The 24124-nt window shown below is 64.7% G+C and carries 22 protein-coding genes and 1 pseudogene; 12 read left to right on the forward strand and 11 right to left on the reverse strand.

The window, feature by feature from the left end; translation table 11 throughout:
- Position 1: 1 nt before the first annotated feature.
- The 3 genes from ACKWRH_RS04660 to ACKWRH_RS04670 all read right to left on the reverse strand — a co-directional run bounded on the left by ACKWRH_RS04660 (position 2) and on the right by ACKWRH_RS04670 (position 3588).
- The gene (locus ACKWRH_RS04660; RefSeq protein ID WP_445219510.1) at positions 2-841 is read right to left on the reverse strand and encodes an ABC transporter permease; all 840 of its coding nucleotides are present in this window, start codon (positions 839-841) and stop codon (positions 2-4) included.
- Entirely contained in the window at positions 838-1809 is a 972-nt protein-coding gene (locus tag ACKWRH_RS04665; protein WP_445219511.1) for an ABC transporter permease, read from the reverse strand. Before ACKWRH_RS04665 ends, ACKWRH_RS04660 begins: the two co-directional genes overlap by 4 nt.
- Positions 1810-2037: 228 nt before the next feature.
- On the reverse strand, positions 2038-3588 hold the full coding sequence (locus ACKWRH_RS04670; protein ID WP_445219512.1) for an ABC transporter substrate-binding protein: 1551 nt from the start codon (positions 3586-3588) through the stop codon (positions 2038-2040).
- 215 nt (positions 3589-3803) lie between these two features.
- Here ACKWRH_RS04670 and ACKWRH_RS04675 point away from each other — a divergent pair, with 215 nt between their 5' ends.
- The 4 genes from ACKWRH_RS04675 (at position 3804) to irr (ending at position 6545) form a co-directional block, all read left to right on the forward strand.
- Positions 3804-4442: a TetR/AcrR family transcriptional regulator gene (locus ACKWRH_RS04675; RefSeq protein WP_445219513.1), complete on the forward strand. Its 639-nt coding sequence runs from the start codon at positions 3804-3806 to the stop codon at positions 4440-4442.
- 253 nt (positions 4443-4695) lie between these two features.
- Positions 4696-5358: a DUF3313 domain-containing protein gene (locus tag ACKWRH_RS04680; RefSeq protein WP_445219514.1), complete on the forward strand. Its 663-nt coding sequence runs from the start codon at positions 4696-4698 to the stop codon at positions 5356-5358.
- Between the two features lie 32 nt (positions 5359-5390).
- Positions 5391-5960, forward strand: coding sequence for a DUF2147 domain-containing protein (locus ACKWRH_RS04685; protein ID WP_445219515.1), 570 nt, complete (start codon positions 5391-5393; stop codon positions 5958-5960).
- 111 nt (positions 5961-6071) lie between these two features.
- Positions 6072-6545: a Fur family transcriptional regulator Irr gene (gene irr, locus ACKWRH_RS04690; protein WP_445219516.1), complete on the forward strand. Its 474-nt coding sequence runs from the start codon at positions 6072-6074 to the stop codon at positions 6543-6545.
- 18 nt (positions 6546-6563) lie between these two features.
- Here the strand turns inward: irr and ACKWRH_RS04695 are convergent, their stop codons facing one another.
- On the reverse strand, positions 6564-8114 hold the full coding sequence (locus tag ACKWRH_RS04695) for a winged helix-turn-helix domain-containing tetratricopeptide repeat protein (protein ID WP_445219517.1): 1551 nt from the start codon (positions 8112-8114) through the stop codon (positions 6564-6566).
- A gap of 133 nt (positions 8115-8247) precedes the next feature.
- Between ACKWRH_RS04695 and mddA the strand changes: the two genes are divergently transcribed.
- Positions 8248-9036, forward strand: coding sequence for a methanethiol S-methyltransferase (gene mddA, locus ACKWRH_RS04700; RefSeq protein ID WP_445219518.1), 789 nt, complete (start codon positions 8248-8250; stop codon positions 9034-9036).
- Positions 9037-9242: 206 nt separating this feature from the next.
- Entirely contained in the window at positions 9243-9665 is a 423-nt protein-coding gene (locus ACKWRH_RS04705) for a GFA family protein (RefSeq protein ID WP_445219519.1), read from the forward strand.
- Between the two features lie 201 nt (positions 9666-9866).
- On the opposite strand, the gene ACKWRH_RS04710 is transcribed toward ACKWRH_RS04705, so the two are convergent.
- On the reverse strand, positions 9867-11423 hold the full coding sequence (locus ACKWRH_RS04710; protein WP_445219520.1) for a winged helix-turn-helix domain-containing protein: 1557 nt from the start codon (positions 11421-11423) through the stop codon (positions 9867-9869).
- Positions 11424-11912: 489 nt separating this feature from the next.
- Here ACKWRH_RS04710 and pcaB point away from each other — a divergent pair, with 489 nt between their 5' ends.
- Together pcaB and ACKWRH_RS04720 are read left to right on the forward strand one after the other, a co-directional pair.
- Complete coding sequence (gene pcaB, locus ACKWRH_RS04715; RefSeq protein WP_445219521.1) at positions 11913-13274, forward strand: 3-carboxy-cis,cis-muconate cycloisomerase; 1362 nt, start codon at positions 11913-11915, stop codon at positions 13272-13274.
- Between the two features lie 113 nt (positions 13275-13387).
- Positions 13388-14644: an aminopeptidase gene (locus ACKWRH_RS04720; protein WP_445219522.1), complete on the forward strand. Its 1257-nt coding sequence runs from the start codon at positions 13388-13390 to the stop codon at positions 14642-14644.
- A 138-nt stretch (positions 14645-14782) separates the two neighbouring features.
- On the opposite strand, the gene ACKWRH_RS04725 is transcribed toward ACKWRH_RS04720, so the two are convergent.
- Positions 14783-15337: a hypothetical protein gene (locus ACKWRH_RS04725; RefSeq protein ID WP_445219523.1), complete on the reverse strand. Its 555-nt coding sequence runs from the start codon at positions 15335-15337 to the stop codon at positions 14783-14785.
- 240 nt (positions 15338-15577) lie between these two features.
- On the opposite strand from ACKWRH_RS04725, the gene ACKWRH_RS04730 reads away from it, so the two are divergent.
- Positions 15578-16033, forward strand: a complete 456-nt coding sequence (locus ACKWRH_RS04730) for a cupin domain-containing protein (RefSeq protein WP_063980806.1) — start codon at positions 15578-15580, stop codon at positions 16031-16033.
- Between the two features lie 97 nt (positions 16034-16130).
- Here ACKWRH_RS04730 and ACKWRH_RS04735 read toward each other — a convergent pair whose 3' ends face one another.
- The 5 genes and pseudogenes from ACKWRH_RS04735 to ACKWRH_RS04755 all read right to left on the reverse strand — a co-directional run bounded on the left by ACKWRH_RS04735 (position 16131) and on the right by ACKWRH_RS04755 (position 21073).
- Positions 16131-17183, reverse strand: coding sequence for an amidohydrolase family protein (locus ACKWRH_RS04735; RefSeq protein WP_445219524.1), 1053 nt, complete (start codon positions 17181-17183; stop codon positions 16131-16133).
- Positions 17184-17295: 112 nt separating this feature from the next.
- Positions 17296-17817, reverse strand: coding sequence for a hypothetical protein (locus ACKWRH_RS04740; protein WP_445219525.1), 522 nt, complete (start codon positions 17815-17817; stop codon positions 17296-17298).
- Between the two features lie 65 nt (positions 17818-17882).
- Entirely contained in the window at positions 17883-18698 is an 816-nt protein-coding gene (locus tag ACKWRH_RS04745) for an MBL fold metallo-hydrolase (RefSeq protein ID WP_445219526.1), read from the reverse strand.
- A gap of 104 nt (positions 18699-18802) precedes the next feature.
- Positions 18803-20327 (reverse strand): annotated as a pseudogene (locus tag ACKWRH_RS04750) (permease).
- A complete protein-coding gene (locus tag ACKWRH_RS04755) occupies positions 20324-21073 on the reverse strand; it encodes an ABC transporter ATP-binding protein (RefSeq protein ID WP_445219527.1) in 750 nt (249 codons plus the stop codon). The pseudogene ACKWRH_RS04750 and the gene ACKWRH_RS04755 overlap by 4 nt, the downstream one beginning before the upstream one ends.
- Positions 21074-21336: 263 nt before the next feature.
- Between ACKWRH_RS04755 and ACKWRH_RS04760 the strand changes: the two genes are divergently transcribed.
- The 3 genes from ACKWRH_RS04760 to ACKWRH_RS04770 are packed head-to-tail and all read left to right on the forward strand — an operon-like array spanning position 21337 to position 24124.
- The gene (locus tag ACKWRH_RS04760) at positions 21337-22212 is read left to right on the forward strand and encodes a branched-chain amino acid ABC transporter permease (protein WP_445219528.1); all 876 of its coding nucleotides are present in this window, start codon (positions 21337-21339) and stop codon (positions 22210-22212) included.
- A 5-nt stretch (positions 22213-22217) separates the two neighbouring features.
- Positions 22218-23369, forward strand: coding sequence for a branched-chain amino acid ABC transporter permease (locus tag ACKWRH_RS04765; protein ID WP_445219529.1), 1152 nt, complete (start codon positions 22218-22220; stop codon positions 23367-23369).
- Entirely contained in the window at positions 23366-24124 is a 759-nt protein-coding gene (locus ACKWRH_RS04770; protein WP_445219530.1) for an ABC transporter ATP-binding protein, read from the forward strand. The genes ACKWRH_RS04765 and ACKWRH_RS04770 overlap by 4 nt, the downstream gene beginning before the upstream one ends.

Raw genomic sequence — 24124 nt, forward strand, 5'->3', positions numbered from 1 at the left:
ATCAGCGGCCCTCCCGCGACAGGCGCGGATTGAGGGCGTCGTTGAGGCCTTCGCCGATCAGGTTCAGCCCGAGCACCGAGATCAGAATGGCGACGCCGGGAAACACGGTGATCCACCAGGCTTGGCGGATCACGGTGCGGCCGGCGCCGACCATGTAGCCCCAGGAGATCAGATTGGGATCGCCGAGCCCAAGGAACGCCAGCGAGGATTCCAGCAGGATCGCGGTCGCCACCATCAGCGAGGCCAGCACGATCACCGGCGTCAGCGCGTTGGGCAGGATCTCGCGCAGGATGATCCAGGTGTTGCTCTGGCCGGTGACGACGGCGGCCTGGACATATTCGCGCGTGCGCAGCGACAGCACCTCGCCGCGCACGAGGCGGGCGACCGGCGGCCAGCTCACCACCGCGATCGAGGCCACGATCGAGTAGATCGAGGGCTGGAGGATCGCGACCAGCACGATCGCGAGCGCGAAGCTCGGAATGGTCTGGAAGAATTCGGTGAAGCGCATCAGGGCGTCGTCGACCTTGCCGCCGAAATAGCCGGCCATCGCGCCGATCGGCACGCCCACGACAAGCGCGACGAGGGTGGACACGAGGCCAACAAGCAGCGACACGCGTGCGCCAAAGATCATGCCGGCGAAAACGTCGCGGCCGAGCGCGTCGGTGCCGAGCGGTACGGTCGAGAGCGTGAAGGGCGGCAGGAACGGCCGCTGCACCATGCGCCAGGGCGAGTTCGGGAACAACATCGGACCGAACACCGCGACCGAGATCGCGAGCAGGAGGATGACGAGCCCGACGACGCCGCTCGGGCTCTTCAGCATCGATTTCCAGAACTGTTTCATGAGGCGAATTCGATGCGCGGGTCGACCAGTCGATAGACGAGGTCGGTGATGAGATTGAAGATCAGCACCATGGCGGAGCAGATCACGAAGACGCCGAGCAGCAGATTGTAGTCGCGCTGGAGCAATGCGTCGTACATCAGGCGCCCGATGCCGGGCCAGGCGAACACGGTCTCGGTGATGACGGCGCCGCCGATCAGCGTGCCGGAATGCACGCCGGCCAGCGTCACGACCGGCAGCAGCGCGTTGCGCAGCACGTGGCGGCGCTGGATCACGGCGTCGGAGAGGCCTTTCGCGCGCGCCGTCTTGACGAAGTCGAGGCGCTTCACCTCCAGCATCGAGGCGCGCGTCATGCGGGTATAGGTCGCCATGAAGAACAGGCCGAGCGTCATTGCCGGCATGATCAGGTGCTTTGCGACGTCGACCGCATGAGCGAAGCCGGTGAGGTTGGCGCCGACCGTCTCGTAGCCAAAACTCGGCAGCCAATCCATGGTGACCGAGAACAGCAGGATGCCCATCAGCGCCACCCAGAAGATCGGCATCGCGTAGAAGATCAGCGCAAAGACGGTGATGGCCGTGTCGAGAAAGGTTCCGGCAAAGCGTGCGGCGAACGTGCCGAAGAGAACGCCGAGCATCAGCGAGATCGCAAAGGCCGTCAGCGTCAACAGCAGCGTCGCCGGCAGCCGCTCGCCGATCAGCTTGGCGACCGGTGCCTGCTGGCGGAAGGAGAAGCCGAGGTCGAGCGTGACGACGCCCTTGACGTAGATGAAGAGCTGCTCGGGCAGCGGCTTGTCGAGGCCGAACTTTTCCCGGAGCCGCTTGACGAAGACCTGGTCACTGGCGCCGGCCTCGCCCGCCATCACGACCGCGGGGTCGCCGGGCGCAAGCCGGATCAGGAAGAAATTGAGGACGACGATCGCGAGCAGGACGATCACGCCCTTCACGACACGCTGAGCGACGAAGGAGAGCATATTAGAGAGTCATATCTTGTAGCGTGACCTGGAGCCACGGAGACAGCGGGCTCCCTCGCCCCGCTCTTGCGGGGCCGAGACGAGCTTCGCTCGCTCCGGGAGGGTTGGGGTGAGGGGCTTCTCTCCACGCGGGAGAATGCCGATGGACCTGTACCCCCTCACCCGCCGCGCCCTGCGAGCGTGTCGACCTCTCCCCGCAAGCGGGGAGAGGTGAGGGAAGGCACGCCATCACTTGTCCAGCCATGCGTCCTTGAAGCCGTCATTGACCCCGATGCCCGTGGTGATCAGGTTCTTGACCTTGCAGCGGGTGATGGTCGGGAATTGCAGTTCGAGCATCCAGGCCACCGGCACGTCCTCGACCAGGATTTTCTGCGCCTTCTCGTAGATCTCCTTGCGCTTCGAGTCCGGCGTCGCGACCGCGCCATCGGCAAAGAGCTTGTCGATCTCGGGGTTGGAGTAACCCTCGACGTTGTTGAAGACCTGGCCCTTGGCGATGGCGCTGGAGACGTAGTTGCGGCCGACGCCGAGCGCGGGATCGCCGTACTGGTAGAGATAGGTGAAGGCGATGTCGTAATCCCAGTCGCCGATCTTCTGGTTGCCGCCGGCCACGTCGGTGGCGATGGTCTCGATGTTCATGCCGACGTCCTGGAGGTTCTGCTTCACGGCTTCACCCCAGCGCTGCCAGGTCTCGCCATAGGCGAGCGGCAGCAGGCGGATCTTCTCACCCTTGTAGCCGGCTTCCTTCAAGAGCGCCTTGGCCTTGGCGGGATCGTAAGGATACTTCGGCACGTCGTCGGTGTAGTACTTGATGGTCGAGGCGGACGGGCCGGTCGCGACCTTGCCGAGCCCGTTCCAGATCACGTCCTTGGCGAAGTCGCGGTCGATCGCGAACATGATCGCCTGCCGCACCCGTTTGTCGGCGAGCGGGCCCTGGCGGTTGTTCAGCCACAGCCAGGCCAGCGGCGAGAAGAATTCCCAGCCGGCGCCGGTGACGCAGGTGTCCTTCAGCTTGGACAGCCTGGGCACGTCGAAGTTCTCGACGGAGCCACCGGGCAGCACGTCGACCTTGCCGGTCTCGTACGCCACCGAGCGCGCGGCGGCGTCGGGGATGATCTGCCAGTAGATCTCGTCGATGTAAGGTTTGCCCTTCTCGTAATAATTCGGGTTCTTGACCAGGCGGATGAATGAGCCCTTCTGCCATTCCTTGAACATGAAGGGGCCGGTGCCGACCGGTGCGTTGTTGTAGGGGTTGGTCTTGAAGTCGGTGCCTTCATAGAGATGCTTCGGCACCATCGGCATCGAGCCGACCTCGAAGATGCCGAGGAAGGGGCCGAACGGCTGCTTCAGCGTGAACACGACGGTGTATTCGTCGGGCGCCTCGACCTTGTCGACCTGCGCCAAATTGTTGCGGGCGCGCGCGTGGGTCTGCTTCAGCATCTCGACCGAGAACAGCACATCCGCGGACGTGAAGGGCTTGCCGTCATGCCAGGTGACGCCCTTCCTGAGCTTGAAGGTGTAGGTTTTTGCGTCCTCGCTGACGCTCCAGCTCTCGGCGAGCTCCGGCTGCGGCTCGAGTTTGGGGCTGTAGCGCAGCAGGCCTTCGAAGATGTTGCCCGACACCATCTGGGTCGGGCCGTTCTGGATCATCGCAAGCATCAGGCCGGGCGGCTCGGGCTGGATCACGGCGTTGATCACGCCCCCCGTCCTCGGCTCTTGCGCCAGCGCCGCGGCCGTGAGGCCGCAAGCCAGGAGGGCACCAAGCAACACTCGTTTTGGCATGTCGTATCTTTCTCAAGCGAGACCGGCCGAAATCGCTTCGCACGTCATGGCGCGCAAAGCTCCGGCCGGCCCATCCCAGTCCCCATCCGATATCGAGGCTCACACAGTCTCATTCGGGGCCGCAAGATGAAAGTCTCGACAGTGTTCGCACAAAAAATGTACAGCGCGTCCTGTTTTCACTTGATTCATTGTCTTGTCACGGAGACAAGTCGGCCATGGACAATGCCAGCCGCTCCGAACGATCCCGTAACGCCGCACTCGAAGCGGCCATCGCGATCATCGCGCGCGACGGGCCGGGCCGGCTGACGCTGGATGCGATCGCGCGCGAGAGCGGACTCAGCAAGGGCGGCGTGATGCATCAGTTCCGCACCAAGGAAGCGGTGCTGAAGGCGTTGCTCGACCGGCAGATGGCGCATTTCGAGGAGTTCGCCACCAGCACCATGGCAAAGGTGAGCGCGACCTCCGCGAATCCCAATCTGGCGACCCAGCTCGCGACCGTGCGCGAAGCAGCCACCTCGCCGAATTCTGCCGCGCTGGCGCTGGTTGCGGCCATGGTCGAGAATCCCAGCCTGATGGCGCTGCCGCGCGAGCGCGAGATGGAGAGGATGGCGGCGATCAGGGAAGAGGCCTCTGATCCTGATCTCGCGATGCTGCGCTGGGCCGGCGCGATGGGACTGCTGCTGAGCTCGTTGTTCGGCATGTCGCCGCTCAGCAAGGACGAGCATCAGCGGCTGTTCGCGCGTCTGCTCGACGACGCGCAGTGGACCGGCCTCGAACGGCCGGCCGCCAAGCGCACCGCCAAATCCGGCGCGCCTTCGGCGGCAAAGGCCGCAACGCCGCGCAAGCGCGCCTGATTCATCGTTAGCGATTTCCCGCCGAACGCTGCCCAAAGCCGCGCCTGCGGCCAAATGTGCCAGGCCCTCGTTTTTGAACTTTACAAACCGTCCAGTCGGTTTTATGAATCGACGCACTGAGACGGCCCAAGGCTTCCGAGATGGCCCCGGACGAAGCCTTGGGTTGGCGCTGGTGAGCGCTGCAGCCGCGTCTGGTCCCGTACGCGGCTGCGGTCGCCACTGCCTTGGCAGCAAGCCGCGAGAGGAGTCTGGAATGAATCGCGCGATCGCCCTGCGCGGTCTGGGAACGCTGCTGCTTGGCGCAGCCGTTGCGGGCTGCGCCACCGTCGCGCCCGTGCCGTATTCCGGGATGGCGTCCTCAGCCTACATGGCTCCGGACAAGTCGGACGCCTCCGGCCGCGTGCCCTACCGCTATTCCACGCCGGTCGACTGGCGCGCCTACAATAAAGTCATCCTCGAACCGGTCGTGGTCTATCGCGGCAGGGATCACCAGTTCGGCGACATGTCCGACAGGGACAAGGCGACGCTTGCCGCCTACATGCAGACCCGTTTCGCCGAAGGTCTGCGCGGCCGCTTCGCGCTGGTACGCGAGCGTGGGCCGGCGACGCTGCGGATCAGGCTGACACTCACCGGCGCCGTCGCCAACACGCCGGTGCTCGGCACGCTCTCCCGCTTCGACGTGGCCGGCGCCGTCTACAACGGCGTGCAGGCCGCGCGCGACGGCGAAGGCACCATGACCGGCTCGGTGATCTACGGCGTCGAGATCTTAGACGCCGCGACCGCGCGCCTGCTCTCCGCCTACGTCACCAAGCAATACCCTGCCGCCTACGACATCAAGGCCACCGCCGGCGCGCTCGCCGCCGCCACCGCCGGCCTCGACAAGGGCGCCGACGCGCTGATGGCGCAATTGAACTGACGCCGCGACCCATCCAACGAAAGGTGCCGTTGATGAACATTGTCCTTCGCTTCGTGCTGCGCGTTGCGATCACGATCCTGATGATGGTCTTTGGCGGCCGCGCCGGGGCCGCGGTGTCGCCCGATCCCAGCGGCACCTGGCTCGTCGAGGACGGCCGCGCGCGCATCAGGCTCGAGCGCTGCGGGCCGTCGCGCGACCGCATCTGCGGCTTCATCGTCTGGATGAAGGAGCCGGTCGACAAGCGCGGCCAGCCCTATCGCGACAAGGAGAATCCCGATCCCGACAAGCGCGCCCGCGCGCTGCTCGGCCATCAGCTCATCATGGGTTTGCAGGCGACGCCGGAGGGACAGTTCGCCGGCGAGATCTACAATGCCGAGGACGGCAAATCCTATTCGGTCACGCTGTGGCGCGACTCCGCCGACCGCCTCAAGCTCAGGGGTTGCCTGATCAAGTTCCTGTGCCAGACCCAGACCTGGCAGCAGACCCTCGACGTGTTGCCCGGCCAGCTCGTCGGCCTCACCGGCGATCTCAATGGCCCGCGCGCCGACAAGGAATGGGCCGCCGTGCCTGCACCGAAGCCGATGCAGGCCAAAGCAAAATAGCCGCAGCGTCTCCCGATTTGATCCGGATCAAGGCGCACGCGCCGCTTTTGCGATTGGATGGCGCGACGCGCAAGATACGCGCGCCCCTGTCAACCGCGAGACGCAGCGGCGATGGACGTCCTCACCACCCTTCCTGAAGCGGATTCAAACGATATTGCGGCGCAGCTCGCGGACGAGGCTGCGGCGCGTTGCGCGCAATTGCTTGGCGATGCCGGCTTGCGGCCGACGCGTCATCGTCTGGCGCTCGCCCGGATGCTGCTGATGGGCGATCACCGTCACGTTACCGCGGAAGGCCTCTACGACGAGGCGATGGCCGCCAATATGCGGCTGTCGCTCGCGACCGTCTACAACACGCTGAACCAGTTCACCGAGGCCGGCCTGCTGCGCCGGATCGCGGCCGACGGCATCAAGTCGTTCTTCGACACCGACACCTCCGTGCATCCGCATTTCTATCTGGAGGGCGAGGACGTGCTGGTCGACGTTGCCGGCGGGCTCGCCTTCAGCAAGGTGCCGCAGCCGCTGCCCGGCCACGAGATCGCGCGGCTCGACGTCATCGTCCATCTGCGCCGGAAGCGCGTGATGTAGCGCGAGCCAGACGGGCCTCTACTGCAACCCCGCGCGCCGGAACCCTTCCAGATAGTGCTCGCGATCGGCGTCACTGGCCCATGGCAGCTGCGTCGCGATCCAGTGCAGCGAGATGTTGGGCTGGGTACGGCGGAGTTCGCCCAGCGCCATCCCGGCCAGCGCGCCGTCGCCGGTCATGCCGGCGGACACCGCGAGCACGCGGTAGGCACCGGTGAGGTCGCCGCGATGGCGGATCGCCTCGCGCGCCAGCGCGATCGCCTCGTCGTAATGCCGTTCGGTGAAGCGCGCATAGCCGGCAATGCCGTAATAGATCGCCAGCGACGGATCGCGCGGCGAGAGCCGGATCGCCCTCTGCGCCGCATCGAACGATTCCCCGGAACGCCCGGCGTAGGACAGCGCCAGGGCGTAATAGCCCTGCGCCAGCGAGAAGTTCGGGTTGAGCGCGAGCGCCTGCTCGAACTCGGACAGCGCGTCGGAAAGCCTGCGCGTCGAGAAGAAGACGCTGCCGAGCGCGGCATGCGCCCAGGGATCCTCGTGGTCATGGCGCACCGCGGCGAGCGCGGCGGCCTCCGCGATCGGCACCGTCGTGGCGAGCTCCGCCCAGCCGAGATGGACGCCGAACATGTGGCTCGCCGCGAGCACCGACAGCGCCTGACCGTAGTTCGAGTCGATCGAAATGGCGCGTTCGAGCAATGCCTGCGCGGCCTTGTGGTCCTGCTGCGTCACCCGCCAGTAATGCGACAGCGCGCGCATCAGCAGGTCCCAGGCATCGAGGCTCGCGGGCGGCTTGCGGTCGGCGCGAAAATTCTCGGCCGCATGGATCTGCGGCTCGATCGCCGCGACGATCGCGTTGGTGATGTCGTCCTGCACGGCGAAGACGTCGACAAGCTCGCGGTCGTAGCGCTCGGCCCAGAGATGGCTGCCGGTGGTGGCGTCGTTGAGCTGCGCGGTGATGCGCACACGGTTGTCGACCTTGCGCACACTGCCTTCGACGATGTAGCGGACGCCGAGCTCCTCGGCGATCTGCCTGATATGAACCGAGCGCCCCTTGTAGGTGAAGGACGAATTGCGGGCGATCACCATGAACCAGCGCTGCTTCGACAGCGCGGTGAGAATGTCCTCGCTGATCCCGTCGCCGAAATATTCCTGCGCGGGATCACCGCTCATGTTCTCGAAGGCGAGCACCGCGATCGCCGGGCGATCCGTCATGGCGCGCGCCGGGGCAGGGCCGGGTTCCACCGGCGCAAGCGTCGCTACCACATCTTCCCGGACTTCGCCGACGAAGCGGAAGCCCTTGCGCGGGATCGTCTTGATCAGCCGCTGCGTCGCGCCGTCGTCGCCAAGCGCCTTGCGCGCGGCATTGATTCGGCTGTTCAGGGCGGAATCCGAGACAATCCGGTCGCTCCAGATCTGGCTGATCAGGTCATCCTTGCTGACCACACGGGCGCGTTGCGCGACCAGATAAAGCAGCAGATCGAACACCTGCGGCTGTAGCGGTACGGCCGCGCCGCTGCAGGTCAGTTCCCGCAGGTCCCCGTCGAGCACGTTGTTTTCAAAGAGAAATCGCACGTTTCTATTGTCTCAAGCAAAAATCAAAGTCGTCTCAGGCGAAAATCAACCGTCCGCGAAAGTCAGGGGGTGTCCGATCCGGCATGGTGCGGACACTAAACAGTGCCGATGCCTCGGCACAACGGAGCGTTCTATGACCCAACTTGATCACCAGCTTCATTCCATCGGCCCGGAGGTTGCGGGCTCACGCATTTTCAAATTCATCGGCTTTCTGTACGGAATTGCGGCATATCTCGTGTTTTTCGTCACCATTCTCTACGCCATCGGCTTCGTCATGGGGCTGGTGGTGCCGAAGACCATCGACACCGGAACCGACACGCCGACGGCCGAAGCCGTCATCATCAATCTACTGCTGATGACGCTGTTCGCCCTTCAGCATAGCGTGATGGCGCGCAAGCAGTTCAAGGCGTGGTGGACGCAGTTCGTCCCCAAGCCGGTCGAGCGTTCGACCTACGTGCTGTTCGCGAGCCTGTCATTGCTGCTCCTGTTCTGGCAGTGGCGTCCGATGCCTGCAGTCGTATGGGATGTGGGAAACCCGGATCTCGCCGTGACGGTGGTCACGCTGTCCCTCGCAGGCTGGGTGCTGGTATTCGCCTCGACCTTCGTCATCAATCACTTCGAATTGTTCGGATTGCACCAGGTGACCAACCATCTCGTGGGCAATGAGGCGGCGCCGCCGCGCTTCAAGACGCCGTTGTTCTACAAGTTCGTTCGTCATCCGATCTATCTCGGCTTCATCATCGCGTTCTGGGCGGCGCCGGTCATGACGGCGGGCCATCTGCTGTTCGCGGCCGTGACCACGCTCTACATCTTCGTCGGCATCGCGCTGGAGGAGCACGACCTTGTCGATCTCTTCGGCGACGAATACCGGCAGTACAAACAACGGGTGTCGATGCTTATTCCCTGGCGCAGATCGGTATAGCCGTAGCATCTTTCGGCTGCGTCCACCGAAAGGAGGACGCGCGGCGGAACCGAAGCGCGTAACGGACGCTGCCGGCCTCCAGCCTTCAACGTCCCTCGGGGTGATTCCCTCCACTCCGACGCCTCTCCCCGCATCCGCCTTTGCCGCTTTATCGGCGAGCCGGGGCGGGGAGAGGAATTTCAACCATCATCAACGGAGACGACCCAATGAAACATGTCGGAAACTGCTTCTGCGGCGCGGTCACGATCGAGGTCACGGGCGAGCCGGCTGCGATGGGCTATTGCCATTGCCGCTCCTGCCGCTCGTGGTCGGGCGGACCGGTGAACGCCTTCAGCCTGTGGAAGCCGGAAGCCGTGCGCATCACCGAAGGCGCCCAGAACGTTGAGACCTTCGCCAAGACGCCGCTCAGCCAGCGCAAATATTGCAAGAAGTGCGGCGGTCATCTCATGACCAATCACCCGCCGCTCGACCTGGTCGACGTCTTCACCGCCACCATCCCAACGCTCGCCTTCACGCCCGGCGTCCACGTCAACTATTCCGAGACGGTGCTGCCGATGCGCGACGGCCTGCCGAAGCTGAAGGACTTTCCGGCCGAGTTCGGCGGCAGCGGCGAGATGATGCAGGAGTAACGCTTTCTGACCCTCCCCTGCAGGGGGAGGGTCGATCGCGCGAAGCGCGAGCGGGGTGGGGCGATCTGTCCACACGGGCAGTGTTCATTGTGGAGAGACCGTCACCCCACCCCGTCTCTCATCTTCGCAGCGCTCAGACGCGAGCCGACCCACGGGCGAGCTACGCTCGTCCCGGACCCCTCCAGGGGAGGGTCAACAGCATCACCTCATCCCCGCGCGCCGAAACCCCTGCAGATAGTGCTCGCGATCCTCTGCCCGCTGCATCGGCAGCTCGCGCGTGAGCCAGGCCAGCGAGATGCCGGGCTGAGTGCGTTGCAGGCCCCGCAGCGCGGACGCCGCGAGCTGAGGATCACCCAACATGCCGGCGGCTGCCGTCAGCACGCGATGGGCGCCGACGAAATCGGCGCGCTGCCGCATCGATTCCCGCGCCATCTGCACGGCTCCCTCATAGTTGCGGCCGATGAACTGGGCATAGGCGGCAACGCCGCAATAGATCGCCGCGAGCGGATCGCGCGGGCTCAGCCGCAGCGCGCGGCGTGCGGCGGCATCGCCGTCTTGCCATCTCCCCGCGTAGCACAGCGTCACGCCGTAGAAAGCGTGCGCCATCGCGAAATTCGGATTGAGTTGCAGCGCCAGCTCGAACTCCGCCAGCGCGTCGTCGAAGCGGCGGCGGAACAAATAAGTATAAGCCAGACCGTGATGGGCCCAGGCGTCCTCGCGATCGGCTTCCACCGCCGCGAGCGCCGCGCGTTCGGCGACCGGCACGGTCATGGCCATGTCGGCCCAGCCCATATGGGCGCCGAAGATATGGCTGGTCGCGAGCAGGCCCAGCGCCTTGCCATAGGTGGGATCGATCGCGGTCGCCTGTTCCAGCAGTCCTTGCGCGGCCGCGTTGTCCTCGCGCGTGATGCGCCAGTAATGCGACAGCGCACGCATCACGAGGTCCCAGGCGTCGAGGCTGCCCGGCGGCTTCTGCTGGGCGCGAAAGCTTTCGGCGGTATAGAGCTGCGGCTCGATCGCGGCGACGATCGCCTCGGTGATCTCGTCCTGCACGGCGAAGATGTCGGCAAGCTCGCGGTCGTAGCGCTCGGCCCAGAGATGGCTGCCGGTCGAGACGTCGTTGAGCTGCGCCGAGATGCGCAGGCGATCGCCGCTGCGCCGCACGCTGCCTTCGAGCACATAGCGTACGCCGAGCTCGCGCGCGACTTCGTGCATATGCACGGCGCGGCCCTTGTAGACGAAGGAAGAGTTGCGGGCGACGACGAAGAACCAACGCAGCTTCGACAGCGCCGTGATGATGTCCTCGCTGATGCCGTCGGAGAAATAGTCCTGCTCGCGATCGCCGCTCATATTGGTGAAGGGCAGCACGGCGATCGCGGGACGGTCTGGCAGCGCGAGCGTAGCCAGCGGCGCCTGGGCGACACGGCCCGGCTCCGGCGCGGCCGCGCGCTGCGTCTGGACGGCGCCGACGAAGCGAAAGCCCTTGCGCGCGATCGTACGGATCAGCGCCTGGTTCGCGCCGCTGTCGCCGATCGCCTTGCGCGCCGCGTTGATCCGGCTGGTCAGGGTGGATTCGGAGACGCTGCGCCCGTGCCAGATCTTGTCGATCAGCTCATCCTTGCTGACCACCCGGTCACGGTTTTCCATGAGATGAACGACGAGGTCGAAGACCTGCGGCTCCACGGCCACGGGAACCTGCTCGCGGCTCAGCTCGCGCCGGTCGGTGTCGAGAAGGTGGTCCCGGAACATAAACTGCACGTCGAAAACTCAACCCTCGCAATGACATCAGGCAATGATGAAATCAGAATGGATTTCGACTCTAAGATTGTGTGTCCGCTGAGCGGCCTGCCGGGTTCACCACGATCGCGTGATGGCTGCTATGCCGTTTTCGGATAGAAGTACAACTTGAATGAGAATGTGGCGGGTCTGGTGGACTGTCGCGGGCTGCGCACCTAGCCCGACCTTGCTGCGCGCACAGTTTATCCCTGTCACCCTGAAGTGGCCGCCTTGTCGCGGCCCTCGAAGGGCCTCGGCCCGTCTGCATCGCGGCCGCTCATTCGGAGGTTCTTCGTGCGCCGCTGCGCGTCGCACGCTTCGCATCTCAGGATGACGGGGTGATGGAGCGATGCGCCGTCGTAATGTCGTCGTACGGCATCGAATGTGTGGCGAGCCATGAATGTCCATTGCCGAACAGCGCGGCCCGCGTAAGCTGCTCTCCACACAAACACCAACCACGAAGAAACGCCCATGCCCGCTTTTCCCGCCTCGACGACCGTGCTCGATTCCATGCTGTTCCGCGACGCCTTCGGCACGCCCGAGATGCGCGAGGTGTTTTCCGATGTCGCGCTGGTGGCGCGCTATGCCGAGGTCGAGGTGGCGCTGGCGAAGGCGGAGGCGAAGTGCGGCGTGATCCCCCAGGAAGCCGCCGACCAGATCGCGGCGCGGACCGACGTCGCCGCATTCGATTTCGATCTGCTGCGACAGGAGACCGACATCGTCGGCTATCCGATTCTCCCGCTGGTGCATCAGATGGTGAAGCAGTGCGGCGAGGCCGGCCGCTACGTGCATTGGGGCGCGACCACGCAGGACATCATGGACACCGCGGTGGTGCTGCAATTTCGCGCCGCGCTCGGGATCGTCGAGCGCGACATCGCCGAGCTGCGAAACATCCTCGCGGACCTCTCGAAGCGCTACCGCGACACGCCGATGGCCGGCCGCACCCATCTCCAGCAGGCGCTGCCGGTGACCTTCGGCTACAAGACCGCGATCTGGCTCGCGATGTTCGACCGCCACGCCGAGCGTATCAGTGAATTGAAGCCGCGCGTGCTGGTCGGACAGTTCGCCGGCGCCGCCGGAACGCTGGCCTCGCTCGGCGACAAGGGGTTTGAGGTGCAGGAAGCGCTCTGCGCCGAGCTCGAGCTCGGCGTTCCCGCCTCGACCTGGCACGTCGCGCGCGACGGCTTTGCCGAGGCCGTGAACTTCCTCGCGCTCGTCACAGGCTCGCTCGGCAAGATCGCGCTCGACATCATGATCATGGCCTCGACCGAGTTCGCCGAGGTCTACGAGCCCTTCGTCAAGGGTCGCGGCGCCTCCTCGACCATGCCGCAGAAGCGCAACCCGATCTCCTCGGAGCTGATGCTCGCGGCGTCCAAGGCGGTGCGCCAGCATGCCGGTCTGATGCTGGATGCGATGGTGCAGGATTTCGAGCGCGCCACAGGGCCCTGGCATGCCGAATGGATGGCGATCCCGGAAAGCTTCGTGCTGACCGCCGGCGCGCTGCACCAGGCGAAGTTCGCGCTCGCAGGCCTCATCGTCGATGAAAGGAAGATGAACGACAATCTTGCCATCAGCCGCGGCCTGATCGTGGCCGAAGCGGTCATGATGGGGCTGGCGCCGCAGATCGGGCGGCAGGAGGCGCATGACGTGGTCTATGATGCCTGCCGGCTCGCCAATGAGAAGGGTCTGACGCTGGCGGACGCGCTCTCGTCCGACGCCCGCGTATCGAGCAGAATCGACCGTGCCACGATCGAAGCGCTGACTTCACCGAAAAATTACCTCGGCCTTGCGCCCGCCATGGTCGACCGGGTGCTGAAATCGGCAACGCGTTGAAAACCAAGATGCGTGAAACTGCGTATCTTCCCAGTGTCGCAAGGCGCTCGCGCACTTGCGCCCTGCGATGCTAGACTTAGATTGAACGAGAGAGCTTCGCCAGAGGACCCCGCATGACTGATCACCGCGACACGCCTACTCCCATCGATCCCGTGAAACTCGACCGGCTGGCCGAGGTGGCGGTGAAGGTGGGCCTGGGCTTGCGGCCGGGACAGGATCTGCTCTTGACGGCGCCCGCGATCGCGCTGCCGCTGGTGCGGCGGATCGCCGTGCACGCCTACAAGGCCGGCGCCGGTATCGTGACGCCGATCCTGTCGGACGAGGAGATGACGCTGGCGCGCTACCGCCACGGCCAGGACAACAGCTTCGATCGCGCCGCCAACTGGCTCTATGAGGGCATGGCCAAGGCATTCTCCGACAACACCGCGCGGCTTGCCATTGTCGGCGACAATCCGATGCTGCTGTCCGGCGAAGATCCTTCCAAGGTGGCGCGTGCCAGCAAGGCCAATTCGATGGCCTATCAGCCGGCGCTGGAAAAAATCGTCAATTTCGACACCAACTGGAACATCATCGCCTATCCGAGCCCGTCATGGGCGAAGCAGGTATTCCCTGATGATCCCGAGGACGTTGCGATCGGCAAGCTGGCAGACGCGATCTTCGCGGCCTCCCGCGTCGACCGCGAGGATGCGATGGGCAATTGGGCGAGCCATAACGCAGTGCTGCGCGAGCGCACCAACTGGCTCAACGGCCAGCGTTTTCGAGCGCTGCAATATTCGGGTCCCGGCATCGACCTCTCCATCGGGCTTGCCGACGGACACGAGTGGGAGGGCGGCGCCTCGCTGTCCAAGAACGGCATCAGTTGCAACGCCAATATCCCGACAGAAGAGGTATTCACCACGCCGCATTGCCGGCGCGTCTTTGGCCATGTCGTGAGCTCGAAGCCGCTGTCCTACCAGGGCACGCTGATCGACAACATCGCGGTGCGTTTCGAGGACGGCAAGATCGTTGACGCAAAGGCCTCGCGCGGCGCGGAGGTGCTGAACAAGGTGCTCGACACCGACGAAGGCGCGCGTCGTCTTGGCGAGGTGGCACTGGTGCCGCATTCCTCGCCGATCTCGCAGAGCGGGCTGTTGTTCTACAACACGCTGTTCGACGAGAACGCGGCCTCGCACATCGCGCTCGGCCAGTGTTATTCGAAATGCTTCGTCAACGGCGCGCAGCTGACGCCGCAGCAGATCGCCGCGCAAGGCGGCAACCAGAGCCTGATCCATATCGACTGGATGATCGGCTCTGCCGAGACCGACATCGACGGCATTCTCGCCGACGGCAGCAAGGTGCCGGTGTTCCGCAAGGGCGAGTGGGCGAAGTAGTCCGCTGCTGCTCGTCATGCCCGGGCTTGTCCCGGGCATCCAAGTTCTTTGTGCCGCTAGGCGTGGATGGCCGGGACAAGGCCGGCCATGACGATGATGGTGGAGGGTTCAAGCGCGAACGCTGGCGTCACGTGCCCCTCACACCGCCACGTTGCGCAGCATTGGGTTGTTGTCGATGCTGAAGCGGTTGAACAGCGTCGTGAACGGGCTGCCGTCGGTGGCTCGTACGATGGCGTCGGACGTGGCGACCGCCTCGTAAAGCGCACCGATGGGATCGTCCGCATCGGGCAGGTCGAGGCCGCCGCGAATTTCCTCACGAGCCTCATTGACGTCATCCTCCTCGTCGAGTGTCGCCTCCAGCGCATCCGCCGCGCGCCGCATCTCCGTGACATCGCCGCCGGCGGAGAATTTGAGGATGTCCAGCCAGTAGGGGCGGGCGACAACGAGCTGGATGAAGGCCTCGAACGTGCCGGCGATGATTCCTGCGCGGCCCTCCGATGAGACGTAGAGCACATTCCGCGATGGCAGCAGCACGAAGGTGCCGCCGCAGCCGTCGCTGCCGATCTGCCGGGGGTTTTCGATGCCGTCGATGGTGAACCAGGGCTCCTCTTCGGCTGCGAAGGAAACATCGAGGCTGCCGAGCCAGGCGACGACCTCGCCTTGGGCTGTCAGAACCTCCGGCGTGAGGGGCATCGGTGCGGACTCCTTCGATGGTCACTTTCGCGCACTTTGTCGCACCCCGGAAAAGATGGGTTCATGTGCGCGAATTTGCAGGCAAATCCCGACGTTAACCTCGTCGCGCCTGCAACTTGCGGCTGATTGTCGGCGCCTGCGTAAGAAAGAATTAAAAGCCGGCTACTAGCGTTCCCAACATCTTTAGAAACAATCCGGGCCCAGACCCGGCCATACATATTGTATTCCCTGGGGAAGCAGATGTCGCCGTCATTGATTGAAATCAGTAGTTGCAACGTGGATCTCGAGCTGCGGCCGATCGAGCCGTCCTGGATCATCGAAGGCAATCCGGTGTCGCGCTCGCACATCCTGTCGACCAGCGCCGACGGCACTGCCTCGACCATCATCTGGCACTGCACCGAAGGGCGCTTCAACTGGTACTACGATATCGACGAGACGATCATGATCATGGAAGGATCGATCGTGCTCGAAAGCGACGGCATGCCGCCGAAGCGCTACGGCCCGGGCGACGTCATTTTCTTCCGCGACGGCGCGCATGCCAAATGGCACGTCGAAGGCCACGTCAAGAAGATCGCCTTCTGCCGCAAGACCAATCCCGTGATGATCGGCTTCCTGATCCGCGTCGTCAACAAGCTCAAGCGGATGTTCGTCTCCGCCGGCGAGCGCCGCCCCGCCTCGCTGTTGGGGGCTGGCTAGAATTCAAACATATCCAAGGACGCTTCCCAGCGGCCACGACGGAAGAGGGGCCGGGACCAACATCCCGGCCCCTCTTCTCGTCATGACGCAAATCCTGTCATGATGGCAAATCGAGCCGGTAGACATCGCTCGCCGTCTGCGAGAACACCGCCGTCTTCTCGGCCTCGCTCAAGGGCGCGGCGATACGCTTGAAGGCGTTGAAGATCACCTGGTAGCTGCACTGCCCCTTGTCCGGCGGGAAATTGCTCTCGAACATCGCGCGCCTGGGGCCGAACGCCTCGATGCAGGTCTCGACATAGGGCCGCCAGGCCGCGGCAAGCTCCTCCGATGACGGGGGCTTCGCGCGCAGATGGAAGTCATAGCCGAGCAGGCACATCGCGAGCCCGCCGAGTTTCACCGAGACGTTCTCGCACTTCGCGATCTCCTGGATCGAGGCGCGCCATTGCGGAAACACCTCTTCGCGCCGCCCTGCGAAGCGACCGACGCCGGCCGGGCCGCCGCAATGGTCGAGCACGATCCGGGTGTCGGGAAAGGCGCGCGCGAGCTCGGTCAGCTCGCCGATCTGCGGGTGAAACAGCCAGGCATCGAAGCTCAGGTTCAGCGGTGCGAGGCAGGCAAAGCCTTTGCGGAAGGTCGGATCCTGCAACAGCCCCTTCGGCCGGTTGGCATACATGCCGGCGACGACAGGGTCTTCGTCCCAGGCCGAGGAATGCCTGATGCCGCGGAAGCGGCCGTTGCCCGCAGCGATCTCGGCTTCCAGCACCGGCTTGGCGGCATCGCCCAGCAGCAGGTTCACGTGGCTGATGATGCCGGCGCAGATCGCGGCCGTGCCGTAGCCGCCGCTTGCGCTCATGGCGGCGACGCCGTTGGCGAACTCGACTTCGCCGACCGGCCGGAATGCCTCGGGCCCGTGCGCGCGATACATCGAACGGCAGTCGACATAGACGGTGGCGATGATGTTGTGCCCGGAGGTGATATCGGCCACCATCTCCTCGATCAGATAGCGATGCCCGCGATTCCAGAGATGGTGATGAGGATCGACGATCGGCCGCAAGGGATCGATGATCTCCTCCTGATATTGCGCGAGCCAGTCCTCGCGCGGCTCGACGAATAGCCCGCTCGTGTTGGCGGGCACACCGCTTGCAGCCATCGGCATTCGCTCCCTTATGTTTTTTGTGGGGGAAGCCTAGCATCTCGTCTTCGCATCCAGCTGCGCGTGCTGCGCAACCGCACCCGTCATCGCGAGCACAGCGGCGCCGTCGTTAGCCCTTGCGCCGCTTCGCCCTCACATCGACCACAAGCCGCCAATCGGCTGCTGCTGCCGGCTTCACTTCGCCGAGCCAATGGAAGGAATCATCGGTAATCTCCGTGAAACTCCAGCGGGTCAGGTCGCCCGTGTCGGTCGTGCCTTCCTGCACGATGTCCGCGCCGCGCGGACGGCCGATCTGCTGGCGGAACACGCTACGACCGGGATCGAACCAGGAAATCCGCCACGCGGACATGGAGGGGTCGTAAACGCGCAATGTCGTGCCGTACCAATTGCCGGCGATCGGAAACGCCGGGCTGTCCGCTGGGCGAGGAATGATCCAGACATCCTGGACGGCACGGCCTTCCAGCACCCAGCCGAAATGGACCTCGCCGGATGCTGTGTGCTTGGTTCCATCTGGGCCATGAGCGGTGATCTCGGCATCCCAATCGCCGACGAAGCGGCCGTAAAGCTGGAGCGCCGCCGCGTGCTCGGGGTTCGGTCCGTCCGCATGCAGAAGTCTGGCAAAGTCGGTCATGTCGATCTCCTGTCGTGAGGAGATCAGCACGACCGAACGGCAATCGACTTGGAGAAAATTGCGCGTCAGACGCCGTCGAGGATGATGACCGTCGGCGTCGTCGGCAACGTATCCCGCGACATCCGGAAGGAGCGCTCGCTGCGCCGGTCGATCTCGAACTGCCGGCCGATGAGGTGCATGAACTCGTCGAGCGGGGTGGCGAAGCGGTGCATCGGCAGCACCACAGAGGCGCGTAGCCGCTTGGTGATCTCGGAGACGCCGTCGAGCGACATGGTGTAGGTGCCGTCGATCGGCACCATCACGATGTCGAGTCGCCCGATCTGGGCGAAATGGGTTTCGTCGAGCTTGTGGTGGAGATGGCCGAGGTGGCCGATGCAGAGGCCGGCGACCTCGAAGATGAAGATCGAGTTGCCGTCGCGGATCATGTCGGTGCCGGAATCGTCACCAAAATAGCGACGGATGTCGGTCGTGACGTTGCGGATGAAGGTGTCGCCGATGCGCTCCGACACGACGGCCGGCTTGCCGTCCTCACCCCAGCCATGCAGCACATGGGGAATGCGCTTGTCGGGAAATAGAGAGTAGTGGGTGCTGTGCGCCCGGTTCATGGTGACGACATCGGGCAGACGTCCGACCTGGTAGGCGCCGCTGTAGTCGGTCGCGATGCGCAAGCCCCCGGGCGTGTCGATGAAATAGGTGGAATGGCCGGCATAGGTGATCTGGACTTCAGCCGAGCCTGCGGCCTGCCGGAAGGCTACCGGCATTGCGCGGGGGGCGGCGTTCGCCATCGCCAGGCATTCGCTGCGCTGAGGTGGCTGCTGGGCGAGAGCAGGAGAGAGGAATGCGCCGAACAGCGCCAGAGCCGCTGAAACCAGTCGCCGCATGAATCGTCCCCGATGACTTCGGAAGAAGTCTACCGTGCAATGCAGCGCGTGGCCAATAGGCCGCGATCAACAGCGCGTCAGTGTCGCAGCCTCACTCCCGGCTCTTAGCTGCGCTTTGGGCTGAACTTCCAGGTGATGGCGACGAGGGCCGCGGTGATCAGGCCGCTGATGAGGCCGGCGATGGGAAGCGCGAGCAGCAGCGCCGCGCTGGCGGCCCAGCCGATCGAGGAGAAGGCTTCGGCAAAGGTTGCGAGCCGAGACGAGGTCTGGCGGCGGCGGAATTGGCTGCGCCGGGCCTGCACCCGGAACCAGAGCTGGATCGCTGTCGCGGACGCCGCGCTGATGATGACAGCGCCGGCACTGACCGCGGCCTGGAACGGCGAGGCGAAAGCAAGTGCCGCGACCAGCGGGCAGAAGATGGCGGCGATGGCGATCAGCACGACCTCGATCTTGGCGCGGATGACGCTGGACGGCGTCAGCGGCGCGGTCGCGACCAGGTCGGGGGCGTCCTCTCCCGAGATCGTCAGCCAGGCGAGCCCGCCCGCGAGCTGTCCCGCCGCCATCACGATGACGGGTGTGATCAGCGTCAGCGCCGCGGAGCTGTCGGCAAAGTTGCGCCAGAGCAGCAGCGCCGGCGGCACCAGGTAGAGCAGCTGCATCAGCGTCTGCGAGATCAGCCAGGGATCGCGCCAGAGCAGCGAAAATTCCTTGCGCCGCAGCGCCTGTTGCCGCGATCCGCCGCGGAACGGGCGCTGCTTCGCAGCCTTGCTGCCGGAGGCGCCGTAAGCGGCGGCATCGATCGCGGTGTCGGCAAAGCGGTGCGAGAAGACCGCCATCACGCTGCCGAGCAGCACGAGCCCGAGCGCCAGGAGCAGCAGCAGCGCCTCGCTGTCGCCCATCGTCGCCCGCGCCGGCCACCACCAGATGCTGTCGACGTCGGGCGCGTAGGCGGCGAAGCTGCCCGAGGTCAGGATGGTGAAGCGCGACAGCGTGCCATAGGACATGATCGCGGCGACCTGGAGCGCGATCACGAAGCCGGCGCCGATCATCGCGGCGAGGACCTGGGCGACGAAGCGCGTGCGCGCCGGGCCGATCAGGCGGAACAGCAGGATGGTGACGGCGATCGCGATCGCCGCGGCGGAGAGGCCCATGGCGACGACGACGCCGAACGCCGCGAGCCAGCGCGCGCCGCCGCCGATCACCAGCACGTCGATGAACGGCGTCGAGAACAGCAGCGCCATCCCGGTGACGGCCAGTGCGATCGCGGCGATGCGCACCGAGAACAGATTGGCGAGCGTCGCGGGCGAGGACATGATGAGGTCGAGATCGGCGCGGGCGTAAAACACCCGCGTCACCGATTCGATCGCCTGCGACAGCATCAGCGTCCAGGCGAGAAAGATCGTCGCCGAGATCACGATCAGCGAGGATTTGTCGAGCGGCAGCTGCAGGTCGGCGAAGCGGCCGATCACCGCCCAGGCCGGCACGTGCAGGAGGGCCGCGAAGAACAGCAGGCCGATCATCGCGGCGCGCCCGCTTGCGCCGGCCGCCGGTCATCATGGCGAACCATTCGCGCCAGGCGAGCCGGAGCTCGTGGCGGGCAAACCAGGACAGTGCGGTTGCCGAGCTCATGCGGCTTCCGGAAGCGTCACCAGCGCGATGAAGAGATCCTCCAGGCTGGTGTCGGCGTGGCCGTTCTGCTGACGCAGCTCGGTCAGCGTGCCCTCGGCGACCAGACGGCCCGACGCGATCACGCCAATGCGATCGGCCATGCGTTCGGCAACCTCGAGAATATGCGTGGTCATGATGACGGTGCAGCCGGCGCGGACGCGCTCGCTCAGCAGACCCTTCACGTGGCGGGCGGAAACGGCGTCGAGGCCGGTCAGCGGTTCGTCGAGAATGATGAGGCGGGGATCGTGCACCAGCGCGCCGGCGAGAGCGACCTTCTGGCGCATGCCCTTGGAAAAGCCTTCGCAGCGTTCGTGCCGGTGCGGCTCGAGCCCGAGCGAGGTCAGGAGGTCCTGCGCGACCGGTTCAGAGACCGACGGCGCGATGCCCCAGAGCCCGGCGACGAATTCGAGGTACTCAAGCGGCGTCAGCTTATCGTAGATCATGGGCTCATCGGAGACCCACGCCATCACCTGCTTGGCGGCGACGGGATTTGCGAGCGCATCGATGTCGAAGATCGAGACCGCGCCGGCGTCGGGCCGCAACAGGCCCGCGACCATGCGCAAAGTGGTGGTCTTGCCGGCGCCGTTGGGGCCGACCAGCGCATAGAATTCGCCAGCGTGAATGGTGAGATCGAGGCTGTCGACCGCTAGGCGGTCAAAACGCTTCGTTAACCCAAGGACTTCCAGCGCCGATTTGTCCGGCTTCATGACGGCCCCACCATCCGGTTCTGCATCGCTCGCGACCATGATCCCAAGATGTTTCGGCACCGTGAATCTACGGCCCACAAATTCCGCCATCCGGTTTCGACTAATGGCAAGTCACCGTTTGTTGACAGCGCTGGACGGTTCAGGCTGAATTGGCGCCGGGACAAATGGCGCTAACGCGGCGAAACGACCGCGTAGCGACTGGACACAAGATACGGCAAGGCGGTCACCAAGAGCCGCTGGTTGTATCGGGAGGTTGCGCGGCGATGCTGGATTTCGTTCAGCAGCTGGTCAGCGGTGTTGCGCTCGGCTGCGTCTACGGCCTGATCGCGCTCGGCTTCGTGCTCGTCTACAAGGCCACCGAGGTCGTCAATTTCGCCCAGGGCGATTTGATGATGCTGGGCGGCTTCTTCGCCTTCACCTTCATCGGCATGTTGGGACTGAACTACTGGATCGGCTTTGCCGGTGCGGTGGCTGCCATGGCGTTGTTCGGCATGCTGGCGGAGCGCGTGGTGGTGCGGCCGATCCTCGGCTATCCGCAATTCTCCATCATCATGGCCACCATCGGCCTCGGCTATTTCCTGCGCTCGGTCGCAGGGATGATCTGGGGTACCGACGATCTGAAGATCGAGACGCCGTTCAGCCACGGCGTGCTGCGCGTCGGCTCGCTGGTGCTGGCCTATGACAAGCTCTCGGTGATCGCCGCGACGATGATCCTGTGCGCGCTGCTCTGGCTGTTCTTCAACAAGACCACGCTCGGCACCGCGATGCGCGCCAGTTCCGAGAACATGCTGGCGGCCTATTACATGGGCATCCCGGTCAAGCGCGTGGTGTCGGTGGTCTGGGCGATCAGCGCGGCGGTCGCGACCTGCGCCGGCGTGCTGCTGGCGCCGATCACGTTCATCCATTCCAATGTCGGCCTCGTGCTCGGCCTCAAGGCGTTTCCCGCCGCGGTGCTCGGCGGCTTCGGCTCGATTCCGGGCGCAGTCGTCGGCGGCGTCCTGATCGGCGTGATCGAGAGCATGGCCGGCTTCTATCTGGCGGAGGGCTGGAAGGACGTCGCGCCCTATCTCGTGCTGCTCGCCGTACTCTTGCTCAAGCCCGAAGGCCTGTTCGGCCTTCACGTCTGCAAGAAGGTCTGAACACCATGCGCTTCCTGTTCAAGACCGACTATGAGGACGACATCAAACTGTTCCCGCATTCGGGCTATATCGTCTCCTACGGCATCCTGCTCGCGCTGCTGCTGGTCGCGCCCTATGTGCTCTCCAGCTATCTGATGAGCCAGCTCGTCTTCGTCTGCATCTACGCGACGGTTGGCGTCGGCCTTCTGATCCTGACCGGTTTTACCGGGCAAGCCTCGCTCGGCCACGCCGCGTTCCTCGCGATCGGCGCCTACACGGCGGCATACTTGCAGAAATACAACGTGCCGTTCCCGGTCTATTTCCTCGCTGCCGGTGCCCTGACCGGGTTGATCGGCGCGATGGTCGGCTTTCCTGCCCTGCGCCTGACCGGCATCTACCTCGTCATCGCCACCATCTCCTTTGCCCTGATCGTCGAGGAGATCCTGGCGCGCTGGGAGAGCGTCACCAACGGCAACGAGGGCATGCGGGTCAAGACCCTGTCACTGCTCGGCGTCACCGTCCCGCGCGACAGCCCGACCTTCTATTTCCTCTGCCTTGCCGTGCTGGTGTTGACCATCGTCGGCACGCTCAATCTGCTGCGCTCGCCGACGGGGCGCGCCTTCGTCGCGATCCGCGACAGCGAGACCGCGGCGCGCAGCATGGGCGTCAACGTCGCGCTGTACAAGGTGAAGTCCTTTGCGATCTCGGCGGCGATCACCGGCTTTGCCGGCGTCCTGTTCGCGCACAAGCTCTCCTTCATCTCGCCGGAGATGTTCACACTCCAGCTCTCGATCGAGTTCATCATCGTGATCCTGATCGGCGGCACCTTCAGCCTGCACGGCGCGGTGCTGGGCGCGATCTTCATCGTGATGATCGACCCGTTCCTGACCTATCTGAAGGACGACTTGCCCGGCATCATCGCCGGCATTGCCGCGACGTTCGGGGCGGGCCCGGCGACTGCCGGCAATATCCAGTCCAAGGTCGCGGCTTTCGCCTCGCTCAACGGATTGAAGGGCGCGATCTACGGCATCATCATCGTGCTGTTCGTGCTGTTCGAGCCGCTCGGGCTCTACGGCCGCTGGCTCAAGATCAAGCTCTTCTTCCAGCTGTTTCCGCTCTACAAGCGCGCCACCTTCAAGCGTCAGAAGATCTACGTGAAGTCGGAGCGCAACCGATGAGCTATTTTCGCGCGGAGAACCTGTCGCTGCATTTCGGAGGGCTGAAGGCGGTCGATGCGGTATCCTTCGCGGTCGAGAAGGGTGAGATCCTCTCGATCATCGGGCCGAACGGTGCCGGCAAGAGCTCAATCTTCAACTTGATCTCGCGGATCTACCGGCCGACTATGGGCCGGATATTCTTCGAAGACCAGGACATCACGGAGCAGCCGCCCTACGACATCGCCAGGCTCGGCATCGCCCGCACCTTCCAGAACATCGAGCTGTTCGAGAACGCGACCGTGCTGTCCAACCTCCTGGTCGGCCGCCACCGTCACTCGACCACCCGGCTCTGGCAGGAGCTGCTGTTCCTGCCGAGCGTGCGCGCGAACGAGAAGGTGCATCGCCGCAGGGTCGAGCAGGTGATCGAGTTCCTCGATCTCGAACCCTATCGCGACAAGCTGATCTCCGGCCTGCCCTATGGCGTGCGCAAGGTGATCGAGCTGGCGCGCGCGCTGTGCTCGGAGCCGAAACTGATCCTGCTCGACGAGCCGTCCTCCGGCCTGAATGTCGAGGAGACCGGCGACATGTCGTTCTGGATCCGCGACATGAAGAACGAGCTCGGCGTCACCGTTCTGATGGTCGAACACGACATGTCGCTGGTCAACCGCGTCTCCGATCGCGTCATCGCGCTGAACTATGGTCGCGTGCTGGCGATGGGCTCGCCCGCCGAGGTGCAGCAGCATCCCGATGTCGTCGCCGCGTATCTGGGAGCCTGA

The organism is Bradyrhizobium sp. Pa8, assembly GCF_052588265.1.